At 43.8% G+C, this 23,649-nt stretch carries 24 protein-coding genes; 18 read left to right on the top strand and 6 right to left on the bottom strand.

Going from position 1 to position 23,649, the window contains the following annotated elements; genetic code table 11:
- Positions 1 to 15 precede the first annotated feature (15 nt).
- Positions 16 to 873 (top strand): stalk domain-containing protein, encoded by an 858-nt coding sequence (locus ASL11_RS08605; protein WP_157256859.1) that lies wholly within the window; start codon positions 16 to 18, stop codon positions 871 to 873.
- Between the two features lie 4 nt (positions 874 to 877).
- Here the strand turns inward: ASL11_RS08605 and ASL11_RS08600 are convergent, their stop codons facing one another.
- Complete coding sequence (locus ASL11_RS08600) at positions 878 to 1,531, bottom strand: response regulator transcription factor (protein ID WP_056612524.1); 654 nt, start codon at positions 1,529 to 1,531, stop codon at positions 878 to 880.
- Between the two features lie 18 nt (positions 1,532 to 1,549).
- Positions 1,550 to 2,686 (bottom strand): sensor histidine kinase, encoded by a 1,137-nt coding sequence (locus tag ASL11_RS08595; protein ID WP_056612522.1) that lies wholly within the window; start codon positions 2,684 to 2,686, stop codon positions 1,550 to 1,552.
- Positions 2,687 to 2,870: 184 nt separating this feature from the next.
- Here ASL11_RS08595 and ASL11_RS08590 point away from each other — a divergent pair, with 184 nt between their 5' ends.
- Genes ASL11_RS08590 through ASL11_RS08580 form a run of 3 tightly spaced genes read left to right on the top strand, consistent with a single transcriptional unit; the run spans position 2,871 to position 6,153 of the window.
- On the top strand, positions 2,871 to 3,806 hold the full coding sequence (locus ASL11_RS08590; RefSeq protein ID WP_056612520.1) for an ABC transporter ATP-binding protein: 936 nt from the start codon (positions 2,871 to 2,873) through the stop codon (positions 3,804 to 3,806).
- Between the two features lie 12 nt (positions 3,807 to 3,818).
- Complete coding sequence (locus ASL11_RS08585; protein ID WP_056612519.1) at positions 3,819 to 5,003, top strand: ABC transporter permease; 1,185 nt, start codon at positions 3,819 to 3,821, stop codon at positions 5,001 to 5,003.
- Positions 4,996 to 6,153 (top strand): ABC transporter permease, encoded by a 1,158-nt coding sequence (locus tag ASL11_RS08580; RefSeq protein ID WP_056612517.1) that lies wholly within the window; start codon positions 4,996 to 4,998, stop codon positions 6,151 to 6,153. Before ASL11_RS08585 ends, ASL11_RS08580 begins: the two co-directional genes overlap by 8 nt.
- A 58-nt stretch (positions 6,154 to 6,211) precedes the next feature.
- Here ASL11_RS08580 and ASL11_RS35705 read toward each other — a convergent pair whose 3' ends face one another.
- Positions 6,212 to 6,331 carry a YjcZ family sporulation protein gene (locus tag ASL11_RS35705; RefSeq protein WP_082595333.1) on the bottom strand — a complete coding sequence of 40 codons (120 nt, stop codon included), beginning with the start codon at positions 6,329 to 6,331 and terminating at the stop codon, positions 6,212 to 6,214.
- 189 nt (positions 6,332 to 6,520) lie between these two features.
- On the opposite strand from ASL11_RS35705, the gene ASL11_RS08575 reads away from it, so the two are divergent.
- From ASL11_RS08575 to gndA, 8 genes are all read left to right on the top strand, one after another.
- Positions 6,521 to 6,751, top strand: a complete 231-nt coding sequence (locus tag ASL11_RS08575; protein WP_056612515.1) for a DUF6953 family protein — start codon at positions 6,521 to 6,523, stop codon at positions 6,749 to 6,751.
- Positions 6,752 to 6,941: 190 nt separating this feature from the next.
- Complete coding sequence (locus tag ASL11_RS08570) at positions 6,942 to 7,538, top strand: hypothetical protein (RefSeq protein ID WP_056612513.1); 597 nt, start codon at positions 6,942 to 6,944, stop codon at positions 7,536 to 7,538.
- 177 nt (positions 7,539 to 7,715) lie between these two features.
- Positions 7,716 to 8,720 carry a LacI family DNA-binding transcriptional regulator gene (locus ASL11_RS08565; RefSeq protein ID WP_056612511.1) on the top strand — a complete coding sequence of 335 codons (1,005 nt, stop codon included), beginning with the start codon at positions 7,716 to 7,718 and terminating at the stop codon, positions 8,718 to 8,720.
- Between the two features lie 99 nt (positions 8,721 to 8,819).
- Positions 8,820 to 9,824: a LacI family DNA-binding transcriptional regulator gene (locus ASL11_RS08560; RefSeq protein WP_056612509.1), complete on the top strand. Its 1,005-nt coding sequence runs from the start codon at positions 8,820 to 8,822 to the stop codon at positions 9,822 to 9,824.
- A 17-nt stretch (positions 9,825 to 9,841) separates the two neighbouring features.
- A complete protein-coding gene (locus tag ASL11_RS08555) occupies positions 9,842 to 11,113 on the top strand; it encodes a lactate racemase domain-containing protein (RefSeq protein ID WP_056612506.1) in 1,272 nt (423 codons plus the stop codon).
- Positions 11,110 to 12,672, top strand: a complete 1,563-nt coding sequence (gntK, locus tag ASL11_RS08550) for a gluconokinase (RefSeq protein WP_056612504.1) — start codon at positions 11,110 to 11,112, stop codon at positions 12,670 to 12,672. Before ASL11_RS08555 ends, gntK begins: the two co-directional genes overlap by 4 nt.
- 42 nt (positions 12,673 to 12,714) lie before the next feature.
- Complete coding sequence (locus ASL11_RS08545; protein ID WP_056612502.1) at positions 12,715 to 13,482, top strand: SDR family oxidoreductase; 768 nt, start codon at positions 12,715 to 12,717, stop codon at positions 13,480 to 13,482.
- A 32-nt stretch (positions 13,483 to 13,514) separates the two neighbouring features.
- Positions 13,515 to 14,930, top strand: a complete 1,416-nt coding sequence (gene gndA / locus ASL11_RS08540) for an NADP-dependent phosphogluconate dehydrogenase (protein ID WP_056612501.1) — start codon at positions 13,515 to 13,517, stop codon at positions 14,928 to 14,930.
- On the opposite strand, the gene ASL11_RS08535 is transcribed toward gndA, so the two are convergent.
- On the bottom strand, positions 14,931 to 15,251 hold the full coding sequence (locus ASL11_RS08535; protein ID WP_235550426.1) for a hypothetical protein: 321 nt from the start codon (positions 15,249 to 15,251) through the stop codon (positions 14,931 to 14,933).
- 168 nt (positions 15,252 to 15,419) lie between these two features.
- Between ASL11_RS08535 and ASL11_RS08530 the strand changes: the two genes are divergently transcribed.
- Positions 15,420 to 15,929, top strand: a complete 510-nt coding sequence (locus ASL11_RS08530; RefSeq protein WP_157256858.1) for a shikimate kinase — start codon at positions 15,420 to 15,422, stop codon at positions 15,927 to 15,929.
- Positions 15,930 to 15,950: 21 nt separating this feature from the next.
- Here the strand turns inward: ASL11_RS08530 and ASL11_RS08525 are convergent, their stop codons facing one another.
- Positions 15,951 to 16,241 carry a rhodanese-like domain-containing protein gene (locus tag ASL11_RS08525; RefSeq protein ID WP_056612497.1) on the bottom strand — a complete coding sequence of 97 codons (291 nt, stop codon included), beginning with the start codon at positions 16,239 to 16,241 and terminating at the stop codon, positions 15,951 to 15,953.
- 263 nt (positions 16,242 to 16,504) lie between these two features.
- Here ASL11_RS08525 and aroA point away from each other — a divergent pair, with 263 nt between their 5' ends.
- Genes aroA through ASL11_RS08510 form a run of 3 tightly spaced genes read left to right on the top strand, consistent with a single transcriptional unit; the run spans position 16,505 to position 19,095 of the window.
- A complete protein-coding gene (gene aroA, locus ASL11_RS08520; protein ID WP_056612495.1) occupies positions 16,505 to 17,803 on the top strand; it encodes a 3-phosphoshikimate 1-carboxyvinyltransferase in 1,299 nt (432 codons plus the stop codon).
- A gap of 31 nt (positions 17,804 to 17,834) precedes the next feature.
- Positions 17,835 to 18,656 (top strand): C39 family peptidase, encoded by an 822-nt coding sequence (locus ASL11_RS08515; protein WP_056612493.1) that lies wholly within the window; start codon positions 17,835 to 17,837, stop codon positions 18,654 to 18,656.
- A gap of 13 nt (positions 18,657 to 18,669) precedes the next feature.
- Positions 18,670 to 19,095: a CoA-binding protein gene (locus tag ASL11_RS08510; RefSeq protein ID WP_056612491.1), complete on the top strand. Its 426-nt coding sequence runs from the start codon at positions 18,670 to 18,672 to the stop codon at positions 19,093 to 19,095.
- Between the two features lie 94 nt (positions 19,096 to 19,189).
- On the opposite strand, the gene ASL11_RS08505 is transcribed toward ASL11_RS08510, so the two are convergent.
- Positions 19,190 to 19,756, bottom strand: a complete 567-nt coding sequence (locus ASL11_RS08505; RefSeq protein ID WP_056612490.1) for an NAD(P)/FAD-dependent oxidoreductase — start codon at positions 19,754 to 19,756, stop codon at positions 19,190 to 19,192.
- 266 nt (positions 19,757 to 20,022) lie between these two features.
- On the opposite strand from ASL11_RS08505, the gene ASL11_RS08500 reads away from it, so the two are divergent.
- On the top strand, positions 20,023 to 21,912 hold the full coding sequence (locus ASL11_RS08500; RefSeq protein WP_056612488.1) for a glucose PTS transporter subunit IIA: 1,890 nt from the start codon (positions 20,023 to 20,025) through the stop codon (positions 21,910 to 21,912).
- A complete protein-coding gene (ptsP, locus tag ASL11_RS08495; RefSeq protein ID WP_056612485.1) occupies positions 21,909 to 23,648 on the top strand; it encodes a phosphoenolpyruvate--protein phosphotransferase in 1,740 nt (579 codons plus the stop codon). The genes ASL11_RS08500 and ptsP overlap by 4 nt, the downstream gene beginning before the upstream one ends.
- Position 23,649 lies beyond the last annotated feature (1 nt).

Below are 23,649 nucleotides of genomic sequence, written 5' to 3'. Positions count from 1 at the left end.
ACAGGGGGAAATGGAATGAAGAAGATGCCAAAATGGTCGAAAGTCGCAATCGTCGGAACACTGATGGGAACATGCTTTGGGGCAGGTGTATATGCACAAGATGTACTTCAACGTGTCGATGCTTATCTCAGGAGTGATTATAAGGTTGTCGTAAATGGTCAAGCTGTTCAATTAGCGAATCCGCCATTAATTTATAATAATTCAAGTTATTTGCCCGTTAAGGAGTTGGCAGGTTATTTAGGGGCTGTCGTGAATTGGCAGGAAAGTACGAAAACGATTTATGTAGTCCCGCGCGTGAATTCGAATCAGCCAACTGTGGGGAATGAATCGAATTATACGGAGATGGTCCTGCAATTTCCCTATGCGCAATATATGGATTACCAGGGAGCAACCTATCCGGTCTTACTTAATAACGCAGATCAAACGTATTATCGGTTAAGCGATATTGAACGAATGGGGATCCGGACGGATGGTTTACGCAAAGCAAAAGAGAAATTTACGGGTCAAGTGTATGTGAGTGAAACTGAATTGAAAAATGTGTGGGGGAACCAGCCCCCGCAAATGTCTTATTCCAGGTATGAGTCATTAGTCGTGTCAGGTGAGACAGATCCGCTTAAATTAAAGGCATTGAAGACTTATGTTGAATCTTACCGTTATTTTGTTGTAGATAAAATAAGTTACTCTTGGAATCCAGTCATTATTGATAAGCTGCCGGAAGAAAATACCTATTATTACTTGTTGAATAATAACGGACATTTCTTCAAAACCACGGTCAAGTTAACGCCTTTTACCAATTATAGCAATGAAATTTCTGATTACTTAGTTGCCAGTACTTCGGTGGAAGATATCGAGGCGGGTAAAGTTGTGAATTAGTTTCTTAGCCTTGTTGCCGTTTCAGATAGAAGATGGCAATTTGTGTACGGTCTCGAAGATTCAATTTACTTAAAATTTCAGTTACATAGTTCTTCACCGTACCTTCGCTCAGGAATAGTTCCTGGGCGATTTCTTTATTTGAAAGGCCATCGGAGATTTTAGCAATGATAACCTGCTCATTGGCTGTCAATCCATATCCATCAAATGGATGGGTCGGTGCATCAGTTTTTGAGGGACTAACTTGAATGAAACTGGTTAGTTTCTTAGCAATATCAGGATGAATAAGCAAATTCCCTTGCTTCACTGTCTTAACGCCTTGAATAATATGATCTGGGGAAATATTTTTTAATAAATAACCGCTAGCGCCGTTTCGTAGTGCTTGAATGATGTACGCATCATCATCGAAGGTAGTCAGAATCAGTATCGCGATTTCCGGGTACGCTTCCTTGATTTGTTTAGTTCCTTGAACACCATCACAGATAGGCATACGGATATCCATCAGGACTACATCTACTTTTGTCCCATTTTGAATAAAAGTGAGAGCTTCGTTCCCATTCGTACAAGTTCCAACAACAGTGATTTCAGGATCAAGTCCAATAATTAATTGTAAGCTTTCACGAATAAACGGATCGTCGTCGGTTATGAGTACATGAATCATCAACAATCCCCTCCCTTTTTAATTAGCTTCATTGTGTCGAAAAGTTGGCAGTATGGTAGTTACGGTGAAATGTTGCTCATTCGAAATAAGAAGTTGCCCGCCAATCACTTTAATTCGTTCTTCCATACCGGATAAACCAAGCCCTTTAACCGTAGGCTCTATCTGACGTATGCCATTATTGGAGACTCCCATGGTCACTTGATTAGCTGCGTATTGCAGCGTGATCTGAACGTATGTAGCAGCGCCATGCCGAATCGCATTAGAGATCGCTTCTTGCGCATTTCGGTAAAGAATGTATTCAAGGCTAGGATACAATTCATAAGGCATTCCCTGAATATCGAGTTCAATGTCGATAGCGTTCTCTCGAGTTAGCTCATCAATTAACTTAGCCAAGGAATAACTTTGCAGCGAATGCTTGTTCGGCTTCAATCGACGTACAGTCGAACGAAGGAGTTCCATACTTTCACCGAGTTGATCGCGAACAGAACGTAACATCTCGGTACCTTTACTTGGTTGTGAGGGAAGGATGGTAAGTGAGGCCTCCATCATCATTTTGATTCGGATAAGCTTATGTCCTAAATCGTCATGCAAATCATGTGAGATGCGGTTACGTTCTTCCGTTTGGGCAATGTTCTCGACTTTTCGGGCATAATCCATTAATTGAAGACGGGCCTCGTCCAATGCATAATGCTGCTTTCGGAGTTGATCATAGAGCAGCTCAACATCATCTTTATTTTTTTTCATTCGCTGAAGCTGGAAAGAGAGGATGGCGATTGTGCAAAACATGACATTCGCAAAGATGAAATACATAGATGGTTGATTTTGCAAGGAAAAATTAAGAACAAGAAGCTGTAACAAGATTGCACCAACTTGCTGCTGTCGATTCAGCTTGGGTACGTAAGTCAGAAGGGTTGAGAAGAACGAAAGAAACCAAACTCCTTCGAAGTGATAACTCATCCAGCCTGTACAGCCGATTTCAAGGAGGAGCATCCAGTTCGTGTTCGGGAAACGTGTTCGCCTGATTTCGGTCAGTCCAATAAATAAGAGTACGAATAGGGCATAGGTATCATTGGATATGTAGGTTTCCAAATACATGGAAGCGATCGCAGGTACAAGTAGGAGAAGATAGCGTGTGAGTAAGAGTTGGTTTATCAATCCAGATTCGCATCCTTTATCTTAATAAAGAAAGTATAGCATACGACTTTTCGTTGGATAACACTTTTCTTTACAAAAATAAAGTGACTTTTGTCACTTTGTAAAATGACTTCTTCTACCTGTCGACTTGCTCACAAAAGCGTACAATTATGGTAATAAGTGCAGTGAAGAAAGGAAGAGATCTATGAGCTTTGTTCAATTGAAAGATGTAGTTAAGAAATATGACAATCGTATTTCTGTCGATCATCTGAATCTGACGATTCGAGAAGGTGAAGTGTTTGGCTTGTTAGGCCCTAATGGAGCGGGCAAAAGTACAACGATTAAAATGCTAAGCGGATTACTGAAAATCGATCAAGGTGACATTCTGGTAGGTGGTAAATCTGTTGTTAAATACCCAATGGAAGTCAAACGTAATTTGGGGCTCGTGCCCCAAGATTTAGCGATATATGAAAACTTAACAGCTCGGGAGAACGTCACTTTTTTCGCTAAATTATATGGGTTGAGAGGAAAGCTGCTTAAGGAGCGAGTGGAGGAATCTTTAGCCTTTGTGGGACTCCTGGATCGTGCGAGTGATAAACCTAGTTCATTTTCAGGTGGCATGAAACGAAGACTAAATATTGCATGTGCCATCATGCATCAACCGAAGCTCATTATTATGGATGAACCAACGGTTGGGATCGACCCTCAATCACGTAATCATATTTTAGAGTCTGTAAGAGAATTGAATCGAATGGGATCGACTATTCTATACACATCCCACTATATGGAAGAAGTGTCGGCCATTTCGACGAGAGTCGGGATCATGGATCATGGTCATCTTATCGCTTGCGGAACACAGGAAGAGCTGCGTAATCAAGTTTCCCAAGACAATAAAATTGTGCTTCAAATTACGAACCTCACGGATCAAGCGGTTAAAGAGTTGAGGGAGTATCCGTTGATAAAACAGTTAAATGCTAATGAACAAACACTGGAACTGATCGTAAGTGCGTCGCAAAGTTATTTGCAAGATATCCTCTTCATTTTGTCTAAACATCAGGTTAAAATACAATCGCTCACGCAGGTGGAGCCTGATCTAGAAGCCTTGTTCCTGTCTTTGACCGGAAGAACCTTGAGAGATTAGGGGGATATTCACATGCCAATTTGGACCATTGCTAAGTATGAAATCATTAGGAAACTGCGGACCCGCTATGTGCTGTTGATTCAATTTCTAATGCCTCTGCTGCTCATTTTTATACTGGGATCAGCTCTTTCAGGCGTGTTTAAGGTCGAGGATAAAGTATTGAATCCTGTGAAGGTTGATATTGTTCAATCGGATTCAGGCGCTTTGCGGGAAGGATTTCAAAGCTTCATAGCGTCTTCAGAGACCCTAAATCACTTACAAACACATGTGATATCAACACGCGAGGATGCAATACAACGGTTGAAGGAAGGAGAATCTGAATTTGCAGTCATCATCCCGAGCGATTTCAGCGCACAGGTGAAGGCAGGAAAAGCAGCCCAGTGGGAGATGATATTGGGTCATGATTATATGAAAAATCTTACAGCTCAAATGGTGTTTCGTACGTATTTCGATAAAGTTAATCAGATTCAGGCTATTCAGATTATAGCTCGTACGTCGTCTTTGGAGCCTCTAAAGCAGGTCGAAGACGTATCTTCACAACATGCTGCTGCGAGCTCTTCGTTGGTACATGTAGGCCAATTAGCTGCTTCAAATAGCAACTACACGGCCATGCAATATTATGCGGCGTCGATTCTCGTTATGTTTTTATTATATTCGGGCATGATCACTGCTTTTAGCTTACAGAATGAAAAGGTAAATCACACGTTATCTCGTTTGAATGGCATGCCTGTTCATGAGTATCAAATTTTACTCGGCAAAATTATTGGGAATATGTTCCTTTCTATTGGTCAGGTCGCAGTTATCATCGGCGCAACAAAACTATTCTATGGTGTGGATTGGGGTTCTCAGTTCCTAACACTCTTTCTTATTTGCTTATGTATGATTCTAGCTTCGATGAGTTTGGCCATCGTCGTCATGCTCCTCTTCAAATCAGATAGTATGATCGCAGTGATTTTTCAAACGGGCATTATGATCATGACTTTCTTAAGTGGGGGCTTTACACCTCTTCCTGATGGAGTCCTTAAGCAAGTAGGTTCTTACACGTTAAACTATTGGGGGATGCAAAGTATGTTTCAACTCATGCTGGGGAGCGAAACTACAATAATAGCGCATCACGTATTGATTTTAGGTTGTATGGCCATTGGGTTGTCGTTAATCGCATTTCTTGTTTACCGTAAAGGGGGATATCATGAATAGTCTGGCGATCGCTCTGAATATGCTGCGCCGTTCCTTATTTCAAAGAAAGGGACTTCTCATGTATTTGGTTATTCCGGCTGCCGCGGTTTCACTAATCATAATTGTTCTTGGTAAACAAAGTGAGAATCGAGCAGACATCGCTTATCTTAATTTGGATCAAGGTGCATTAGGCACGCAGGTCATACAAGAGTTAAGTACATTACCTGATTATCGATTGACATTGGCTGCATCTGAAGCCGAATTAAAAAACGATGTAATTAAACAGAAGGTCACAGGTGCCTTCATCCTTCCTGCAGACTTAAGTGAAAAGTTATTAGCAGGAGGAACTGTACCGCAGCTTGACATGTATCAACTCACTTCTAATGAATCAACGATTACGCTCAAAATAAGTTTGGAAGGAATCTTATCTAGGTATCAAGATACGATTGCTTTATACAGGAAACAAGGTCTAACAGAGACGGATTTGCGAGAGATCACCTTACAAACCATTTCTCAAATTCAAAAGTACCAAGTTAGTCCTGAAATAACGGATTTACATCTTTATACGAATCTTAACATGCATATCGTGATTGGATTAATGCTGATTTTTATGATGGGCTTAATGAACAATACAGTGTCTCTCGTTATGGAAGATCGTAGACTTCGTACATTAGCAAGAACGTACACGGCGCCTGTACGCGCTTTTGAAATTGTAGCAGGAAATTTCTTGGGTAGTTTTGTTGTAGGTACACTTCAAGTGCTGGTTATCCTCTTCATTACTAGATACGTGGCTGGATATGAGTACGGTCTCCCATTCGCATCTCATTTTGTCATCTTAGAATTTTTCTTGTTAGCAAGCATGGGAATTGCCAGTGCTGTAGCGAGTATGGTGAAAAATGCGACCAATATGAACGTGATAAACGCTCTTGTTGTTACGCCAACCTGCATGTTGGGCGGGTGTTTCTGGCCGATTAGTCTCATGCCGGAATGGATGCAAAAGCTCGCAAACTTTGTCCCGCAAAAGTGGGCGCTCGATGCGATCGAGCGTATGTCTGCAGGCGAACCATTGTCTCAGCTTTGGATGAATATGGGGGTATTGGCTTTATTCGGTCTTATCCTAATGAGTATTGGCTCAGCAATCCTCAATCCGGCGGAGACTGAAGCTGGTTAAATAAACTCAAAGGGCAGCACCTGAATTACGGGGCTGCCCTTTTATCAATTGTGAAGTATTAGATTACAAAAGCGCTAGTGATAATAACCAACAAGATGAAAAGAACCAAAATTGCTGCAGAAGATCCATAACCACCGCCACAGCCAACTCCACCAACACCTGCTACGCCATAACCCATTTCATTCACCCTCTCTGTTTTAAGTCTTGTTCATTGACTTTCGACATAGCATATGGAGCAATGGTGGAGATGGAATGGGCTATGCCAGACTTCTGTAATGATTGTGCTGGTGTCCCTAGTCAGATGCGGATTTTGCATGAATTTATGGTATAATGATCGAATGGACAAGGAAGGGAGAATGATTGGAGAATGACAGCGAATGAAATTGCAGAGTGGATGCTGAATGAACTGAAATCGGCAGGGATTTTATATCAAAAGGATGCCGTTGACTATATTGTTAAGAATTTTGGGGAATCCTATATTTATGTGAATGACAATGGGAATCAAGCTATTTCCAAAGAGGTTAAGAAAATCTTCAAGAAATTGCATGGCGGTAGAGCTGCATGGGAACGCGATGGATTTTTCTGGGGCTGGCATTAATCATAGGTTGGCGTGAACATGGGCTGTAGCTGATGGCAAACAGGCATCGGCTTTTTTGTGCGCTTTCTTTTAAAAAAATATCCATAATCCAAGTTGCTAAAACATAGAATTCATAATAAGATAACTGTAAGAACACAAGTTGTCTGAATATTTAAATAAATGGTTTGCGCCAATTATGGAGGGGATTGCCGTGAGTAAGAGTCATGAAGTGGAGTATTGCAACCTAGAGTTACGATTTGATCGCCGGCTAATCCGGAACTTCATTAAAGCCCTCATCCAAGAAGGATATTCGCTCTACTGGAACGAAAGTGAACTTCAGTTTATCATTTCTATTCGCACTGGACGAAAGCTGATTAAGCTGAAATTCGAACGAATTGGCGAGAAGTATAAGATTGTTGGCAATTATTCATTCAAAGATGAGAAGCTTGCTGAAATGATGGAGAAGCTGATCGGAGATACTCGCGGTCATGCCGTTGTAAAAAGATTTAAGGATCGGCAAATTCTCATTGAGAATATTATGTTCGGGGAAATCATCCGCATGGTGGAGATTAGCGGAATTGAACATAAGGTGCTGTATCAGAAGGAGCCTGCTGTGACCGTAGAAGAAGTCATGCAAGCACTAAGATCAAAGAGGACAGATGAACGCATCCCTATTTTGCGCATGGAGCTTGATTATGAATTAGCTACGCTGCAAGATGCACTCTCATCCGGGGATACCAAAGCTGCGATGGAAAGTAAAGTTAAATTAATCGAATTGAGACAAGAAATGCTTCTATTGGAGATGTGAGAATGAATAGTGTGCTGGGATGAAAGAGAGCCTGTATGAACGTATACGGGACTCTCTTTTGTGTATTTATAGGGGGAGAAGAATGAAACATATACAGGAATGTAGCTTTCGATTATAATTGTTTCAGTAAAATTAAAGCGCTTATACTTTTTAGGGTGAATTACAGGAGTTGAAGCCATGAAAGTCAGTATTTTTGATGTTGCGAAGAAAAGTGGACTTTCTGTGGTCACCGTCTCCCGCGTAATCAATCAAGCAGGTACGGTGCGGGAGGGGAATCGGCAAAAGGTGCTGCAAGCCATGAAGGAGCTGGACTATCAGCCGAACGCAGCTGCTCGCAGTTTAGCTAGAGGTAAGACAGGCATCATTGGTGTTGCGATTTCGACCCTCAATGATTCATTCTTCGATGCCGTTGTGAAAGAAATGAATGATCATTTAGCAGAACGGGGCTATTTTCTTGCTTTATCGGTCTCGACCGACGTGTTTAAATCCTTTGAGAATTCTTTATTTCAAGAAGATCGCGTAGATGGTTTAATCGTCGTGTCTCCCACGAATGAATTTGCCTATGTAACGGAATTGGAAAAGAAGAAAATCCCTTTTGTGCTGATTGATAATCAGTATTGTCATGAATCGGTTTCGTCCGTCATTGTAGATAATTTCATCGGTGGCTATGAAGCTACCAAGCATCTGATTGATCTCGGGCATCAAACAATTGCTCATATTCGTGGGCCAGAGCCCTTCTTGAGTAGTGCGGAACGTGAGCGTGGATATTTTCATGCGATGCTGGAGGCAGGTTTGACTGAACTGTGGATTGAACAAGGCGAATTTAGCATATCTTCTGGCTACGATATTGCAGACGGTTGGATACGCAACGTGAAGGTACCCACTGCTGTATTTGCAGCAGATGATTTCATTGCAATCGGCTTGATGGATGCATTTAAAACCTTAGGATACCAGATTCCTAAAGATATTTCGATCGTAGGATTCGACGATCAAGTATTCGCTTCTGAATTTCGTCCGCATTTAACAACTGTACGTCAGCCTGCAGGCGAGCTAGGGCGTAGCGCTGTCGATGAATTAATGCGAAAGATTGATGGTGTGGTAGACGCAGACACATATCACACGATAAAGTTGCTGCCTGAGCTAGTGGTGAGACAATCGACTGCAAAGAGAAATCATAAATAACTGGTTTTGGACTCCCTGAGAAGGGAGTTTTTTGGTCTCGCGAAAAGACTATTGTTAACGTGTGCATAGATGTGATATGCTTTTGTTAGAGGTGAATGTATGAGCGCAACTATTAAGGATATTGCGAAGCTCGCGGGTGTTTCTCACACGACAGTTTCCAGAGCGTTGAACAACAGTCCGCTCATCCAAGAGGAGACGAAGGAGCGCATTCGCATCATCGCTGAACAGCTGGATTACACGCCGAATTATAATGCGAAAAGTTTAGTGTTGGATCGTTCGTATAACTTGGGGCTATTCTTTACCACACTAAGCAATGGAACTTCCGCTGGTTTCTTCTACGAAGCCATTCGAGGGGTTAACTCCGTGATTCGAGATCGCTACCAATTGATTGTCAAGGGTATTGATGATTACACTAGCTTTCATTCCATCACCAAGAAGAGCTTTGATGGCATTATTATTGTTAGCCAAAGTGACGATGATGGGCCGATCATTGAGCATATTGCGAACAAAGGGATACCGCTCGTCGTATTGAATCGGCCAGTGGATACCGCCGGTGTTCTGAATGTCCTCTCTGATGAGGAGCAAGGTGCTTTTCACGCAGGAGCTTACCTTGTGAATCAGGGTCATAAGAAAATCGCCTTAATCGAGGGGCGCAAGGGTTTTAAATCTGCGCAGAATCGCAAGGCTGGCTTTGAACGAGCAATGGAGCATTATGGGATTTCCATTCCTGCTGCGTTCCGCATGCCGGGACTGTATGATTTGGAAAGCGGTCATCAAGCGATGCAGCAATTTTTGAGCCTCGAAGAGAGACCAACAGCGGTTTTTTGTTGCAATGATGAGATGGCACTGGGAGCCATTAAAGCTGTGTTTGAAGCAGGTTTACAAGTTCCTAAAGATATCTCCGTGGTTGGTTTTGATGATACGGTATTCGCGGCATATGTGACACCTGCCTTAACGACCGTGCGTAGGCCGATCGAACAAATTAGCAAAGAAGGCGCACTGCGTCTCTTAGGTAATATAGAGAATAAATTGCATACAACAGAGCAGGTTCTATTGCGAACCGAATTAATTGTTCGTGAATCTGTGCAATTATTACAAGCATAAGAAAGTGGGGAAAGTCGATGAGTATTCTAAGAGAATTGTTAAATGACATTCCGATTCCGCAAATGGTTAAAATTCGTCAGAAGTTTGATCGTTCGATTCTGGAAAATCCTTTGCAGGAACTTGCCGATAAGCTCGAAAGCAGTGGCGTTATGCCGAGTATCCTTCCTGGCCAGCAAGTTGCAGTGGCTGTAGGAAGCAGAGGGATTGCTAATATTGCGGGCTTCACGAAAACAACCTTGGATGCCATCAAGGCACGAGGTGCACATCCGTTTATTGTACCGTGTATGGGAAGCCATGGCGGGGCGACTGCGGATGGTCAGACTGAGGTGCTCCAGCACTTTGGCATTACAGAAGAAACGATGGGAGCACCGATTCGTTCTTCCATGGACGTGGTCAAAATCGATCAACTGCCGAATGGTTTACCGGTCTATGTAGATCGTATTGCCTCAGAAGCAGATGCCATTGTCGTTATTAACCGTGTAAAGCCGCACACTGCTTTCCGCGGACGCATTGAGAGCGGCATCATGAAGATGATTGCGATTGGTCTAGGTAAGCAAAAAGGGGCTGAGGCGTGTCATCAGCTTGGCTTTAAATATATGGCAGAGAATGTTCCTGCTATGGCGAATTTGATGATTGAGAAGCTGCCAATCGTCTTTGGCGTAGCCCTCGTAGAGAATGCATACGATGAGACTTGTCAGGTTGAGGTTCTTCCAGCCGCTGAGATTGAAGCGCGTGAGGAAGTCCTATTGGTAGAAGCGAAGTCACGTTTACCTAAAATTTTATTCGATGAAATCGACGTCCTTGTGATTGATTACATCGGTAAAAATATTAGTGGTGACGGCATGGATCCTAACGTTACAGGACGTTATCCTACCCCGTATGCACATGGTGGACCTGAAGTATCGAAGATGGTTGTCCTTGATTTGACACATGAAACCAAAGGGAATGCGAATGGCGTGGGCACTGCGGACTTCACTACCCAACGTCTAGTTGATAAGACAAATCTAGAATTCACGTATGCCAATGGGTTAACTTCTACGGTTTGTGCACCTACGAAAATCGCGACTACCTTAGAAAATGATTTCTATGCGATCAAAGCAGCCGTGAAAACTTGTAATATTTTAGATTACACGACCTGTAAGCTTGTTCGTATCCAAGATACACTTCACTTAGGTGAAATTGAAATTTCGGTAAACCTCCTTGATGCTGCTCGTCAGCATCCAGACATTGAAATTTTATCGGAGCCATTTGAACTAACATTCGATGCAGAGGGGAATATTTGCAAATGACGCAAAGTCAGAAGCCCTATATCATAGCTGCTGATATTGGAACAACGAGTACCAAAACGCTGGTCATTGATCGGGATGGACAGGTACTTGCCTCCCATTCCATCGAATATCCGCTATTCACACCTGCAGCAGATCGTGCCGAGCAAGATCCAGATCAAATCTTTGATGCTGTGGTGCAGGGGATTGGGGCCGTTGTTCGCAAGCAAGGCATCTCGCCTGAACAAGTGCTTTGCGTATCCTTCAGTTCTGCGATGCACAGCATAATCGCCGTAGATGAGCACAATAAGCCGTTAACCCAATGTATTACATGGGCAGACAATCGTGCCGCGAAATATGCGGAGGATTTGAAGCAGAGTGGGCTTGGCCAACAGATTTATGCGAGAACAGGCACACCGATTCATCCCATGTCGCCACTTTTGAAATTAAAGTGGTTCGGAGAGCATGAACCAGCGCTTGTTCGAAATACCCATAAATTTATAGGGATTAAAGAGTATGTGTTCGCCAAACTGTTTAATCAGTATCTGATCGATCATTCCTTGGCGAGTGCGACAGGATTATTCAATCTTGAGCAATTGGATTGGGATGCAGGTGCGCTTGATTATGCTGGGGTAACACCTCAACAGCTTTCCGCACTTGTGCCTACGACACATCGTGTAGAGGGTATGAGCTCCGCTTATGCCACTGCCATGGGCTTGTCCATGGAAACGCCGTTTATTGTCGGCGCTTCCGATGGTGTACTTGCCAACCTAGGCGTAGGCGCCTTCGAGCCCGGTGTTGTCGCGGTTACGATTGGTACAAGCGGCGCAGTTCGCAGCGTCGTGAACAAACCGCAAACCGACCCCGAGGGCAAGTTGTTCTGTTACGCGTTAACCGAAAACTTCTGGGTCGTTGGTGGACCGATTAACAATGGAGGTATTGTCTTCCGATGGGTGAGAGACCAGATCGCGACAGCAGAAGCTGAGGAAGCACGCCGCTTGGGCATGGACCCATACGATTACTTGACGGCTCTTGCTGCTGAAGTGGGAGCAGGCTCCGAAGGATTGCTTTTCTTGCCGCTGCTATCCGGCGAACGTGCACCTTATTGGAATGCTAACGCACGTGGTGTTTATTTCGGTTTATCGCTTAGTCATCAAAAGAAGCATATGATCCGTGCCGCTTTGGAAGGCGTCATGTTCTCCATTCAAGCCGTTGCCACATCGTTGGAACGGATGATGGGACCTGCAACCGTCATTCGTGCATCAGGAGGCTTCGCTCGCTCAGAGTTCTGGCGTCAGATGATGACCGATATGCTCGGTACGGCCGTTACCGTTCCAGACTCCATTGAGAGCTCAGGAATTGGCGCAGCTTTACTTGGTTTACTCGCAATGGGTGAGATTGAAGACTTATCGCATGCACATAAATGGATCGGGGTAGGAAAGGCTCACGAGGTGAATGAAAACGATTATCGCGTATATCAACAATTGACATCTATTTATACGAGCGTATATCATCAGTTAAAAGATCAATTCGACGCGATCACCGCTTTTCAAAGTCAGCACCTACGGAGTCCTCAATCATAATTCATTTTAGACAAAGCACTATTATTCGAGAGGATGACGACAATGAACTTATTCGATCTTTCTGGGAAAACAGCAGTAATTATTGGCGGTAATAGTACACTTGGTGGCTCAATGGCTTTAGCACTTGCTGGACATGGTGCCAAAGTAGCAATCGTCGGGCGTAATCAAGAGAAAAGCGAGCAGGTTCGAGAGAGTATTGCTGCGATTGGCGGCGAAGCGAAAACCTTCCAAGCAGATGCAACGAAACGTGAAGATTTAGAGCTTGTTCTTCAAGATGTTATCGCTTGGTCAGGCAGCGCGGATATTCTTATGAATTGTCCAGGTAAAAATAGTGCGACACCTTTCTTTGACATTTCCATGGAAGAATGGGATTCTATTATGGAGGTAAATTTGAAAAGCGTCGTGCTAGCCTGCCAAGTATTCGGGAAATACATGGTTGAACGAGGAGAAGGTGGAAGCATTATTAATATTTCATCCGTTTCCTCGGATCCACCACTTTCTCGTGTGTTCACTTACTCCGCTTCTAAAGCAGCTGTGAATAATATCACACAAAACCTAGCCCGTGAGTTCGCTCCGAGCCGTGTACGTGTGAACGCGATTATTCCAGGCTTTTTCCCAGCAGAGCAGAATCGTAAGATTTTGTCACCTGAGCGGATCGAATCCATTATGCGTCATACGCCAATGAATCGATTTGGTGAAGCTGCAGAGCTTCAAGGTGCTGCGGTGTACCTGGCTTCAGAGAAAGCTTCAAGCTTTGTAACAGGAACAGTTTTGAGAGTAGACGGCGGTTTTGGCGCGATGACGATTTAACTATTTATATATCGGAAGGGTGTATGAGAGACATGTCTAAGCAACAAATAGGTGTTGTAGGTTTAGCAGTAATGGGGAAAAACTTAGCATTAAACATTGAAAGCAGAGGCTTTACGGTATCCGTATTCAACCGTTCTGCTGAGAAAACGAAAGAGCTTCTTAATGAAGCACCAGGCAAACAACTTGTAGGTACATATACGGTTGAAGAATTCGTTCAATCCCTTGAAGTGCCGCGCAAAATTTTGATTATGGTCAAAGCAGGCGGACCTACAGATGATACAATCAACCAATTGCTTCCGCATTTGGATAAAGGCGATATTTTGATCGATGGCGGAAATGCTTTCTTCCCAGATACACAACGTCGTAACAAAGAGCTTGAAGCTCACGGAATTCGTTTCGTTGGAACAGGTGTTTCCGGCGGTGAAGAAGGCGCGCTTAAAGGACCTTCGATCATGCCAGGAGGCCAAGAAGACGCGTATAAATTGGTAGAGCCTATCCTAACAGCAATCTCTGCAAAAGTTGGCGAAGATGCTTGTTGTACGTATATCGGGCCAGACGGCGCGGGTCACTATGTAAAAATGGTACACAACGGTATTGAGTACGGAGATATGCAATTGATTTGTGAAGCGTACCAATTGCTAAAAGATGTACTTAACGTTAGCACAGAAGAGCTTCATGAGATCTTCACGGAGTGGAACAACGGGGAGCTGGACAGCTACTTGATCGAAATCACTCGTGATATTTTCACGAAATATGACGCTGAAACAGGCAAACCAATGGTTGACGTGATTCTGGATTCCGCAGGACAAAAGGGAACAGGAAAATGGACCAGTCAAAGTGCTCTGGACCTTGGCGTGCCGCTTTCTATCATCACAGAATCCGTATTCTCCCGTTTCATCTCTGCGATGAAGGAAGAACGTGTAGCAGCAAGCAAAGTACTCAAAGGACCTGATGCTCCAGCATTCACAGGCGATCGCAAAGCGTTTATTGAGGCTGTTCGTCAAGCTCTTTACGCAAGCAAAATTTGTTCATATGCACAAGGTTTCGCTCAAATGAGAGCAGCTTCCGAAGAATACAAATGGGATTTGAAATACGGCAGCATCGCAATGATCTTCCGTGGCGGTTGTATCATCCGCGCTCGTTTCCTTCAAAATATCAAGGATGCGTATGATCGCAATCCTGAATTGAAAAACTTGTTGCTTGATTCTTACTTCACAGACGTAGTTCATAACTACCAAGGTTCATGGAGACAAGTGGTTGCAGAAGCGGTTGCTCGTGGTATCGCAGTTCCTTCTTTCGCATCCGCACTTGCTTACTATGACAGCTACCGTACAGAAAGATTGCCAGCTAACTTGTTACAAGCACAACGTGATTACTTCGGTGCTCATACGTTCCAACGTGTAGACAAAGAAGGATCCTTCCACTACAACTGGATGGGTAACGAGTAGTTATTTCTCATCTTGTAAGCCGTAGGCTGCCTCTCGCAGCCACATCTTCAGACGATCAGCTTCTTGATCGAAGCCGTTGCGTTTGTGGATGAGCATGAGAGATATCTCAGCAAAATAACGGAAATTTCTTAATAATCGTGGTTGAGTTAGACCTTGCATCATCGGGTCTTCTTCAGCCACTTTTTTCTTAATAAACTCTAAAATCCAGACGACATCCTCTTTGCATAGTGTATAGCTTGGGTGCAAAATTTGCTCCAGTTTGCGTTGTGTGCGGTTCGTCAAGGCGGTAGTTTGGTTTTGCTGCAGCACAGTTGGGTTCAAAGCTCCATCTCTCCTTATCGGCGTGGTCTCTCTAAAATCTTAACTGTTTGTGCTAGAATTTATTCACACTACTATATGATTTTTTAATGGATTGTATTCATGCTGTAAGGGCTATGGTATGATGTTGGGAAAGTTTGTATGACTAGCATATGGGAAAAGGGGATTTGTGTGACAGTCAGAAATATTGTACTTGTTGGATTTATGGGAACAGGGAAATCAACCGTAGGCAAGAAGCTTGCCGAGCGTTTAGGATGGAGTTTTTGTGATTCTGACGCCGTGTTAGAAGAAGTTCAACAGACAAGCATTCCTGAATTATTTCGGGATCATGGAGAAGCACACTTTCGCGCTCTGGAAACCGAGACGCTGGCACGTATATTAGATAGCGAGGGACAAGTTGTTGCGACTGGCGGAGGTGCGGTACTTGCAGAATCTAATCGAATTTGCATGTTGCAGCATGGCTTTGTTGTTGCGTTGCACGCAACGGCGGAAACGATTATCCAAAGAGTGAGTGCGGATACGAATCGGCCTTTGCTGCAAGGTAATTTGGAAGAACGTGTTCATACGTTAATGGAACAAAGAAAGCATGCCTATGATTTCGCTCATACGTCTATTGATACGACGGACTTAAGCGAGGATGAAATTGCAGATCGCATCATTCAGCAAGCGGTGCGCCATTAAGGAGAAGATAAGCTCTTCAGCTTAATCTTCCCACTCCAGCATGCCACCGGTCATATTCTTAAGACCTTTATAACCGTTGGCTTCTAGATAGCCTAGTGCGCGTCCGCTTCGATTTCCACTACGACATACTAAAATGACTTCGTCGACTTGTGGGATCTCGCTAAGCCGCTCTGGCAATTGGCCTAATGGAATATGTATTGCGCCTTGAATCATGCCTTCAGCTACTTCCTCATCTTCGCGAACGTCAATAAGTGTTAACTGCTCCCCTTGTGCGAGTCTTGCTTTGATCTCTGATGGTAGAATCGTGTCCATGATACGCCTCCATGTTTGTATTTTCAGAAGAAAGCTTCTTACTTAGTATGATAGAAATATAACGACGTGATGTCAAACGAAGTGTTTCTTTATCTAGCTTTTCCTTGATACATCTGCTAGGGGAGAAGGTTCCCAAGTTAGATTTCGTATGGTACACTGTCAATAAATCTTAGGATCTCTATCATCCTGCTGATGATTGGTTTTTTGGCATTCATTCTGCTGGATATACATATAAACTACTTGCGAAGGAGTTAACAAACGACATGAAAGCCATCGTAAAACCAACCTCCCATCTCCAAGGGGAAATTAATGCTTTATCCTCCAAAAACTACACTACACGCTACTTGCTAATCGGTGCGCTAGCTAATGGGACAAGCACAATCTATTACCCAGCTCATAGTGAAGATAGTGATGCTATGAGACGATGTGTACGTGATCTTGGCGCTATTATAGAAGAAGATGATGAGAAAATTATTATCACAGGCTTCGGCAAGAATCCTAAGCATGTGTCTGAATTGAATGTTGGGAATGCTGGTGCTGTTCTACGCTTTTTGATGTCTACGGCTGCTTTCTGTCCGGAAGTGACATTTGTTAATACGTATCCAGAATCATTGGGTAAACGTCCTCACGATGATTTAATCGATACTTTGCAACAAATGGGCGTAGAAGTACAACATAATAACGGTCGTCTGCCGATAACAATTAAAGGGGGACAACCTCGCGGCGGCAAAATCACCGTTTCGGGTAATGTGAGTTCCCAGTTCCTGAGTTCTTTATTGTTTATGACGCCATTATTGGAAGAAGACAGTGAAATTGAAGTTCTACATGATTTGAAGTCCAAAATTATTGTAGGGCAAACGCTTGAAGTATTAGCGCAGGCGGGCATCGTGGTTCATGCAAGTGAGGATTTGATGCACTACCGTATTCCAGGTGGACAATCCTATGAAGCCAAAGAATATGTCATCCAAGGCGACTATCCAGGTTCAGCAGCCATTCTTGCTGCCGCTGCGGTTACGAATTCCGATGTGCGAGTACTTCGTCTAGAAGAGAACAGCAAGCAAGGTGAGAAGGCCTGTGTGGATGTTCTGAAGGCAATGGGCGTAGATCTTACGCACGACAATGGTGTTGTACATGTTCGTGGGAATCAGCGTCTAGTTGCTGGAGAATTCGATGGTGATCATTTCACGGATGCTGTACTAGCTATGGTTGCTGCAGCTGTATTTGCAGAAGGTACTTCGCGTTTCTACAATGTTGAGAACCTACGGTATAAAGAGTGTGATCGTATCACAGATTATTTGAATGAGCTTCGCAAGGCTGGAGCTGATGTAGAAGAGCGTCAGAGTGAAATTATTGTTCATGGTAAACCACAAGGGGTTGAAGGTGGCGTAGAAATCAACGCGCATTTCGATCATCGGGTCATCATGGCATTAACTGTAGTTGGTCTACGCTCTGAGAAGGGTTTAACGATTCGGGATGCCCACCATGTGGCGAAGTCGTATCCACAATATTTCGACCACTTGCGCTCCATTGGCGCACAGGTTGAGCTAGTGAGCGAGTCCTAGAATCTCAATTACATTGAATGGGTGAGTCAGCATGAGGATTATTTGGCAAGGATTGAAAGTGACGTTTGGATTGTTTCTCGTAGCAGGTCTTACATTTGCGAGCAGCGTATTTGCTGTATTGCTTTATGCGAAGGCTACAGGGAAAGAACCAGCTTTATTCGCTTCTGGTCCAGTAGTCTTAGCAGTTGATAAACCCGGCGCTACGTTGAAGGCCACCGTGAAGCCGACACCGTCGCCAGCGCCTGCACAAGTCAAATCAGCGATGTTGGATGTCCCCATCGTACAACAACTGCCTGAGCTGCCGGCTGGCTGTGAGATCACAAGCCTCACGATGCTGCTGAAATACTATGGTGTAAACAAAACAAAGATGGAATTAGTCGCCGAAATGCCTACAGACATGACACCAGCAACCTTGGATGCGGGCGGCAACATCGCATATTGGGGTAATCCGAACTCCGGCTTCGTTGGGGACGTAACACGTAAGAAAAGAGGCTTTGGCATCTATTCCGCAGGATTGTTTCCGCTTATGAAAGACTACATCCCTCAAGCGATTAATATAACAGGGGAAGCTTTTGAATTGTATGAGCAGCAAGTGGCGCATGGGATCCCAGTTATCGTCTGGACGACAATTGACTACAATCTACCGTACAAATGGGTAACGTGGGATACGCCAATCGGTCCTCTAAAGACAACGTATTCGGAACATGCTGTTGTCCTTGTAGGATTTGACGAAACGAATGTTTACTTAAATGACCCATTAAGTGGAAAAAAGCAAGTGAAAGTGAGTAAAGCACAGTTTATTGAAACTTGGGAAGCAATGGGGAAACAAGGTCTAACCTACTTGAATAAATAGGAGAGAGATCCACATGACATTTGAGAATCCGTCTAGGGAACATATCAAAGAATTGCTTGCCAATGCAGGAAATATCGCTGTAGTAGGTTTATCCGATAAACCAGATCGCACATCTTATATGGTATCAGCCGCTATGCAAAGCAGAGGATACCGAATTATTCCTGTTAATCCGAATGCGGATCAAATTCTAGGTGAGAAATGCTATCCATCGTTATCGGACATTCCTGAGCCTATTGATATTGTGAATGTATTTCGTCGAGCTGATCAGGTTGTTCCAGTGGCTGAAGAGTCAGTTAAGATTGGGGCGAAAGTTTTCTGGTTGCAGTTAGATATTGTGAATGAAGAAGCAGGACGTATTGCTAGTGAAGCTGGCTTAGAAGTTATCATGGATCGCTGCATTAAAGTGGAAGATGCGATACTGAACCCGCGTAACAATTAATCCAGGTCGCGTTAGAAGTAAGTGTCAAACCAAAAAAACCGCTAGTCGATCTCCTTTACAGGAGAGCGCTTAGCGGTTTTCTCATACGTAGGAACTAGGCTTTCAACACATCGTGATCAACGTAACGAGCACCGTTAAGTTCACTAATCACATTGATAGCGACTTTGGCTCCATCACCAGCAGTGATAATCGTATGCATGCTGACACCAGCCGTCGTACCTGCTGCCCATACACCTTTGAGACTTGTATTTCCTTGTGCATCACAGTCAACAATAGATTTAATTCTCGGCTCAGTACCTTCTTTTGTCGCGATTCCAGCAGCTTCTACAAGTTCAACGGATAAACCAGTAGCTAGAATAACGTGCTTACCTGTATATGTACCATTTTCTGTGGTGATCTCAAAACTATCTTCATTCTTTACAAGCTGAGTCGCTTTGCCATGAACGAATTCAGTTCCGAATTTAGCGGCTTGTTTCTTGCCGATTTCAACTAAATCGGGCCCGCCAATCGCTTCAACACCATAGTGATTCTCGATCCATGCACGCTTCGTAACACTTTGCTCGTTGTCGATGACGAGCGTTTTCTTGCCTGCTTTTGAAGTGAAAAGCGCAGCGCTCGCGCCGGTAGGACCTGCACCAATAATAATAACATCATAAGACATAAGCGTATTTCCTCCTTGAATCATGAATTTGGGGTACAAGTAAAGTATGACAGCTTTTAGGGGACTTAGTCAACTTTTGCGTTTACTATGTAGAATAACCTTGATGGTACACGCGATCTGCTTATTTTTTTTGACAAAAGCACGAACAAGCTTTACGATTTGATAAGAGAATCTTATGATTATGGAAAATACTCTTCGAAATTGCTAAGGTAAGATGCTTACGAAGTCAGTTTTCTGACGAAAACTTTTAGGAGGTTAGCATTCGTTTGAACTGGATGGGGAACTTACAACAGCTTGGCCGCTCCTTAATGCTGCCTACCATTGCGCTTCCTATTGCTGCTGTGCTGCTTTGTCTAGGGGATTTACCTTGGGATAACATACATGCTTCAAGCTTTGGGGAAATGCTGTCATTGGCTGGAAATACAATCTTTGATTATATTCCCATTATCTTCGCTGTTGGGGTGGCATTGGGATTAACAGAAAGTGCCGGAATAGCTGGTTTATCGGCTATGCTAGGGTATTTCATGTTTACCCGACTCATCGAGCATGGGCTGGGCACACAATTTCAATTAGGCGTTTCTGGCGGGATCTTGATTGGGCTGCTGGCCGCAATCATCTATCACCGCTGCAAGGAGATTAAGCTTCCGGAGTACATACAATTTTTCGGTGGACCTCGGATGGTGCCGCTCGTTATGGGCCTCGCAACACTCATTGTCTCTTATATTATGATCGGGATTGGTCCTTTTCTAGAGACGGTTATGGGCAAAATATCTAGCGGATTACTTGGATTAGGCGGATTCGGTGCATTCATATATGGGATTGCTCATCGCTTGCTCGTACCTTCGGGTTTACATCATATTTTGAATAACTTTTTCTGGTTTCAAGTGGGGGCGTACGAGACGCCATCTGGACAATACGCCTATGGTGATTTGCCGCGATTTTTCGCTGGCGATCCATCTGCAGGGATGTATATGGCTGGGTTGTACCCGATCATGATGTTTGCATTACCAGCTATTGCTTTTGCGATTATCGGTGAAGCGAGGGAAGATTTAAAGCCGAAGATCAAAGCTACATTCTTAACGGCTGCATTGGCTTCCTTTCTAACTGGTGTGACAGAGCCGATTGAATTTGCTTTCCTTTTTGTAGCACCTTATTTGTTCGTAATTCATGCTATCCTTTCGGGTGTAGCTATGTGGATCGCTTATGAGTTAAATATCCACCATGGATTCTCATATTCAGCTGGGGCTATTGACTACATCATTAATCTGCACTTATCACACAATGGCTTATTATTGATTCCGATTGGTCTGGTCTATGGTTTACTGTATTATTTCTTATTCCGATGGGCGATTCAGAAGTTCCGAATTCCTACACCGGGTAGGGAAGAAGGCTCATCGCTAGAAGAGTGGGCCGGGGACATACCGTATCGTTCTCCATTAATTCTGCAGGCACTTGGTGGGAAAGACAATATTAAGAAGATTGAAGCCTGTATTACCCGATTGCGACTTACGCTTGTCAATGATCGTCTGATGGACATCACGGCATTACGACACTTAGGAGCAGCAGGCGTCATACGTCTTGGAGGAGGCAATGTTCAAGTCGTGTTTGGAACATTTTCAGAGCTTATACGTGAAGAAATAATGAAGGTATTACGCAAAGATATTCATGTCGTCTTATTTACATCTCCGATGCAGGGACGTATGATCCCCATTGAAGAAGTTCCCGATCGTATCTTTGCATCTCGACTCGTCGGGAATGGTGTTGCTTTTATTCCTGAAAAAGGTGAGTTGGTTTCCCCTGTAGCAGGTACCATTATGCACATTTACCCGACGATGCATGCGCTTGGGATTCTAACGGATGAAGGGCTTGAAGTTCTCCTGCATATCGGAATTGACACGTCCAGCTTACCAGGGAAGTGCTTTAATGCGGTGGTGAAGGAAGGCGATCGTGTGGAAGCAGGACAGCTTCTAGTGAAGTTCAACTATAACAAAGTTAAGAAATTTGCTTCTTCCTTAGCAACACCTATGATAATTACGAATCCAGATGTTGTGAAATCATGGAGCTTTGCTCCGTTTAAGCCAGTTAAGAAAGGCCAAGGCTCTGTTATGTCCGTTGTCCTTAAGCCGACTAAATCCGAGGGGGGGACGAACGGATGATTAGAGGTGTAGGCGCGTCATCAGGAATTGCAATGGGTCAAGCGTTTGTTATTCCCACTTGGGAATGGGATTTTCCAGAGAAAATGATAGATGTGACGGATTTAGCGTATGAATTCGAGCGATTGTATGATGGTATTCGGCATTCCAAGGATGAACTAGAGCTAATCAAACAAGAGATCAAAGAAGTGGTTGGGCAAGAACAAGCCTATATTTTTGATGCACATTTGGCTATTTTGGAAGACCCTATTTTCATGAATGAGATTCAAGGTATTATTGAGCTGCAATATAAAGCCGCAGAAGTCGCGGTGAAAGAAGTCATTGACAAATTTGTAGGAATGTTCAATTTAATCGATGATGAATACATGAAAGAACGTGCCTTAGATATTAAAGATGTCGGTAATCGACTCTTGAAGCATTTATTGGGGGATACAAGCACAACAGTCCCACCGATTGATCATCCTTATATTTTAGTTGCGAAGGAGCTGACCCCTTCACAGCTTGCTCATTTGGATCCAACGAATGTGCTAGGACTGTTGACTATTCTAGGAGGAACACACTCGCACGTGTCGATTATGGCCAGAGCGATGTCTGTTCCTTATGTACTTGGATTAGAAGGGAAGCTGCTGCGTCCTATTCAAAATGGTGATTTCCTGATTATTGATGGTCAAGAAGGCACCTTGTATATTAACCCGGACAAGATCACAATAGAACGTTATCAAGCGCGTAAGAAAAACTGGCTTGAGTTCAAGGAAAGCTTGCAAGAAATTGCCGATGTAGCTCCGCTGACATTAGATAGAAGCTTGGTCAATCTACATGCGAATATTAATTCGGTTATGGAAATTGACCAAGTATTGCGCAATGGCGCTTCAGGTGTAGGGCTGTTTCGTACAGAATATTTGTATATGGATCGTGATTCATTGCCTAGTGAAGAGGAGCAATTTGAGGTCTATCGCCACGCGGCCATGCAGCTCAAAGGACGTCCAATCGTGATCCGAACCCTGGATATTGGCGGCGATAAGAAACTTGATTATATGCCGCTAGCCAAAGAAGATAATCCTTTCCTAGGCTACCGGGCCATTCGCATCTCTCTGGATCGAACGGATCTCTTTATGACGCAGCTAAGAGCGATCTTAAGAGCTAGTCATTATGGGAATGTGAAGATCATGTATCCTATGGTGACCTCCATAGAAGAGGTGCGTCAAGCGAAAGCGCACTTGGAAAGAGCGAAGCTGGAGCTAAGTAGTCTTGGTGTGCCTTTTAATGCTAATATTGAGGTAGGACTTACCATTGAAGTACCAGCTGCTGCCATCATTGCCGATGTGCTTGCCAGTGAAGTGAATTTCATGAGTATTGGTACGAATGACCTAGTTCAATATGTTCTAGCTGTTGATCGAATGAACGAGAATATCGCGCACTTATATAATCCTTATCATCCGGCCGTTATTCGATTACTCAAACTCGTGATCGACGCAGGCAAGCGTGTTGGCATTCCTGTAGGCGTATGCGGGGAAATGGCTGGAGATATTCGGGCTCTGCCGATTTGGCTTGGACTGGGCATTGAGGAGCTGAGCATATCGGTTCAGACGCTCTTGCAAGTCAAGCACAGACTGCTTAGCAGTGATGCCGCGACATGCAAGGCATTAGTAGATCGTATTCTAATTTGCAAAACAAGTGATGAAATCTTGGAGCTTCTTGCTCAAACGGAACAAACGGAATCCATTGTAGGAGGTAATTAGT

Origin of the sequence: Paenibacillus sp. Soil750, assembly GCF_001428045.1 — a bacterium.
GTDB classification, from domain to species: Bacteria; Bacillota; Bacilli; order Paenibacillales; family NBRC-103111; genus Paenibacillus_E; species Paenibacillus_E allorhizoplanae.
The sequence above is the reverse complement of the archived record's forward strand: the minus strand, read 5'-3'. Positions and strand labels throughout refer to the sequence as shown.

What these genes read in the sequence shown, in the direction of transcription:
- ASL11_RS08605 (WP_157256859.1), top strand. Translation starts at nt 16, where the DNA reads ATGAAGAAGATGCCAAAATGGTCGAAAGTCGCAATCGTCGGAACACTG.
- ASL11_RS08600 (WP_056612524.1), bottom strand. Translation starts at nt 1,531, where the DNA reads ATGATTCATGTACTCATAACCGACGACGATCCGTTTATTCGTGAAAGC.
- ASL11_RS08590 (WP_056612520.1), top strand. Translation starts at nt 2,871, where the DNA reads ATGAGCTTTGTTCAATTGAAAGATGTAGTTAAGAAATATGACAATCGT.
- ASL11_RS08585 (WP_056612519.1), top strand. Translation starts at nt 3,819, where the DNA reads ATGCCAATTTGGACCATTGCTAAGTATGAAATCATTAGGAAACTGCGG.
- ASL11_RS08580 (WP_056612517.1), top strand. Translation starts at nt 4,996, where the DNA reads ATGAATAGTCTGGCGATCGCTCTGAATATGCTGCGCCGTTCCTTATTT.
- ASL11_RS35705 (WP_082595333.1), bottom strand. Translation starts at nt 6,331, where the DNA reads ATGGGTTATGGCGTAGCAGGTGTTGGTGGAGTTGGCTGTGGCGGTGGT.
- ASL11_RS08575 (WP_056612515.1), top strand. Translation starts at nt 6,521, where the DNA reads ATGACAGCGAATGAAATTGCAGAGTGGATGCTGAATGAACTGAAATCG.
- ASL11_RS08565 (WP_056612511.1), top strand. Translation starts at nt 7,716, where the DNA reads ATGAAAGTCAGTATTTTTGATGTTGCGAAGAAAAGTGGACTTTCTGTG.
- ASL11_RS08560 (WP_056612509.1), top strand. Translation starts at nt 8,820, where the DNA reads ATGAGCGCAACTATTAAGGATATTGCGAAGCTCGCGGGTGTTTCTCAC.
- ASL11_RS08555 (WP_056612506.1), top strand. Translation starts at nt 9,842, where the DNA reads ATGAGTATTCTAAGAGAATTGTTAAATGACATTCCGATTCCGCAAATG.
- gntK (WP_056612504.1), top strand. Translation starts at nt 11,110, where the DNA reads ATGACGCAAAGTCAGAAGCCCTATATCATAGCTGCTGATATTGGAACA.
- ASL11_RS08545 (WP_056612502.1), top strand. Translation starts at nt 12,715, where the DNA reads ATGAACTTATTCGATCTTTCTGGGAAAACAGCAGTAATTATTGGCGGT.
- gndA (WP_056612501.1), top strand. Translation starts at nt 13,515, where the DNA reads ATGTCTAAGCAACAAATAGGTGTTGTAGGTTTAGCAGTAATGGGGAAA.
- ASL11_RS08525 (WP_056612497.1), bottom strand. Translation starts at nt 16,241, where the DNA reads ATGGACACGATTCTACCATCAGAGATCAAAGCAAGACTCGCACAAGGG.
- aroA (WP_056612495.1), top strand. Translation starts at nt 16,505, where the DNA reads ATGAAAGCCATCGTAAAACCAACCTCCCATCTCCAAGGGGAAATTAAT.
- ASL11_RS08515 (WP_056612493.1), top strand. Translation starts at nt 17,835, where the DNA reads ATGAGGATTATTTGGCAAGGATTGAAAGTGACGTTTGGATTGTTTCTC.
- ASL11_RS08510 (WP_056612491.1), top strand. Translation starts at nt 18,670, where the DNA reads ATGACATTTGAGAATCCGTCTAGGGAACATATCAAAGAATTGCTTGCC.
- ASL11_RS08505 (WP_056612490.1), bottom strand. Translation starts at nt 19,756, where the DNA reads ATGTCTTATGATGTTATTATTATTGGTGCAGGTCCTACCGGCGCGAGC.
- ptsP (WP_056612485.1), top strand. Translation starts at nt 21,909, where the DNA reads ATGATTAGAGGTGTAGGCGCGTCATCAGGAATTGCAATGGGTCAAGCG.